Here is a 2217-nt window from a genome sequence, read left to right on the forward strand (position 1 = left end):
TGGTGGTGTGGTTTCTTCTTTAGGGAAAGGAATCGCAGCTGCCTCGCTTGCCGCGATTCTTGAATCCCGCGGCCTGAAAGTCACCCTCCTAAAATTAGACCCTTATATCAACGTTGACCCTGGGACCATGAGCCCACTTCAACACGGTGAAGTCTTCGTAACCGAAGATGGCGCTGAAACTGACCTTGATCTTGGTCACTACGAGCGCTTTGTCTCTGCAAAGATGCGCAAGAGCAATAACTTCACGACTGGCCAGATTTATGAGTCCGTGATCAGTAAAGAGCGTCGTGGCGAATATCTTGGTAAAACTGTCCAGGTAATACCTCACATTACAAATGAGATTCAAGCATTCGTAGAGCGTGGCGCAAAAGCAAGCCATGATGGCAATGCTGATATTGCAATCTGTGAAATCGGCGGAACGGTAGGCGATATTGAGTCTTTGCCGTTTCTTGAGGCAGCGCGCCAGATGAGTATTCGTCTGCCAAGACACAGTTGCGCCTTTGTCCACCTCACTTTGGTCCCTTACATTGCTAGTGCCGGGGAGTTAAAAACAAAACCTACTCAGCACTCGGTACAAAAGTTACGAGAAATCGGCATCATGCCGACCGTGCTGTTATGCCGTGCGGATCGCCCCATCCCAGAAGACGAGCGCTCTAAGATTTCCCTGTTCTCTAACGTGCGTGAAGAGGCTGTGATTTCAGTATGGGACGTTGATACCATTTACAAGATTCCCGAGATGCTTCAAGCGCAGGGAATGGATGATTTAATTTGTCGCGAACTTGATATTGAAGCTAAGCCTGCGGACTTATCTGTTTGGGCAAACTTGGTTTATGAGTTAGCCAACCCACAGCACGAAGTAACCATTGGCATGGTGGGTAAATACGTTGAGTTAACCGAATCTTACAAGTCTCTTATTGAAGCTTTGCGTCATGCAGGAATCCACAATCACACACGCGTCAATATTAACTATATTGATTCCGAAGTCATTGAAAAAGATGGCGTCGGTTGTCTGCAGAATTTAGATGCTATTTTGGTCCCTGGCGGTTTTGGTAAACGCGGCACCGAAGGTAAGATCGCTGCCATTCGTTATGCCAGGGAGAATAGCGTTCCGTACCTTGGTATTTGTTTGGGCATGCAGTTGGCTGTGATCGAGTTTGCTCGCCACGTTGCCAACATTGCTCAGGCTAATAGCACAGAGTTTGATCCAGACACTGAGAGTCCAGTAGTTGCTTTAATTACTGAGTGGGTTGATCGTGAAGGTCGTGTTGAGAAGCGTACTAACGATTCTGATCTAGGTGGGACTATGCGCTTAGGTTCCCAACGTTGCCCGGTAAAAGCCGGTACTTTGGCAGATGAAATCTATGGCCCTGAAGTAAACGAGCGTCATCGTCACCGCTATGAAGTAAATAATCTTTATGTACCGCGCTTAGAAAAGTCTGGCTTGATTATTTCTGCTAGAACACCAAATGAATCTCTACCAGAAATGATGGAGTTACCAAACTCTATTCATCCGTGGTTTTTTGGTGTGCAATTCCACCCTGAATTCACTTCAACACCACGCGACGGTCATCCATTATTTTCTGCGTTTATTAAGGCGTCCTTAATTCATCAAGCCGCTGCTCAAGAGCAGGCAGCCTAGGAGATCGTCATGAGTGCATTTAAGTTATGCGGTTTCGATGTTGGTTTAAATCAGCGCTTCTTTTTGATTGCTGGACCTTGCGTCATTGAGTCAGAGCAATCTGCCTTAGATATTGCTGGCGAGCTTAAAGAAATTACCACCTCGCTAGGCATCCCATTTATCTACAAATCTTCTTTTGATAAAGCCAACCGTTCATCTGGAACCTCTTTTAGAGGTTTAGGCATGGAGAAGGGTCTTGAGATTCTAGCCCGCGTGAAGCGTGAAATTGGTGTGCCGGTATTGACCGACATTCATGACATTAGCGAAATTGCGCCGGTTTCAAAAGTGGTTGATGTGCTCCAGACGCCAGCTTTTCTGTGTAGACAAACTGATTTCATTCGTGCCTGTGCTCAAAGTGGTAAGCCAGTGAATTTCAAGAAGGGTCAATTTTTATCCCCTCATGAAATGTTGAATGTCATTGATAAAGCTCGTGCAGCTGCAGTAGAAGCAAATCTTCCAGATCAATTTATGGTTTGTGAGCGTGGCGCTTCATTCGGTTACAACAATTTAGTTTCCGATATGCGTAGCTTAGCTATTTT

The 2217-nt window shown here is 45.9% G+C and carries 2 protein-coding genes; both read left to right on the forward strand.

The window, feature by feature from the left end; genetic code table 11:
• The coding region (locus tag B7X71_RS15600) for a CTP synthase (RefSeq protein WP_293599664.1) at positions 1-1639 on the forward strand (1639 nt) is incomplete at its 5' end.
• A gap of 9 nt (positions 1640-1648) precedes the next feature.
• The coding region (gene kdsA / locus B7X71_RS15605; RefSeq protein WP_293601393.1) for a 3-deoxy-8-phosphooctulonate synthase at positions 1649-2217 on the forward strand (569 nt) is incomplete at its 3' end.

Source organism: Polynucleobacter sp. 39-46-10 (genome assembly GCF_002282275.1).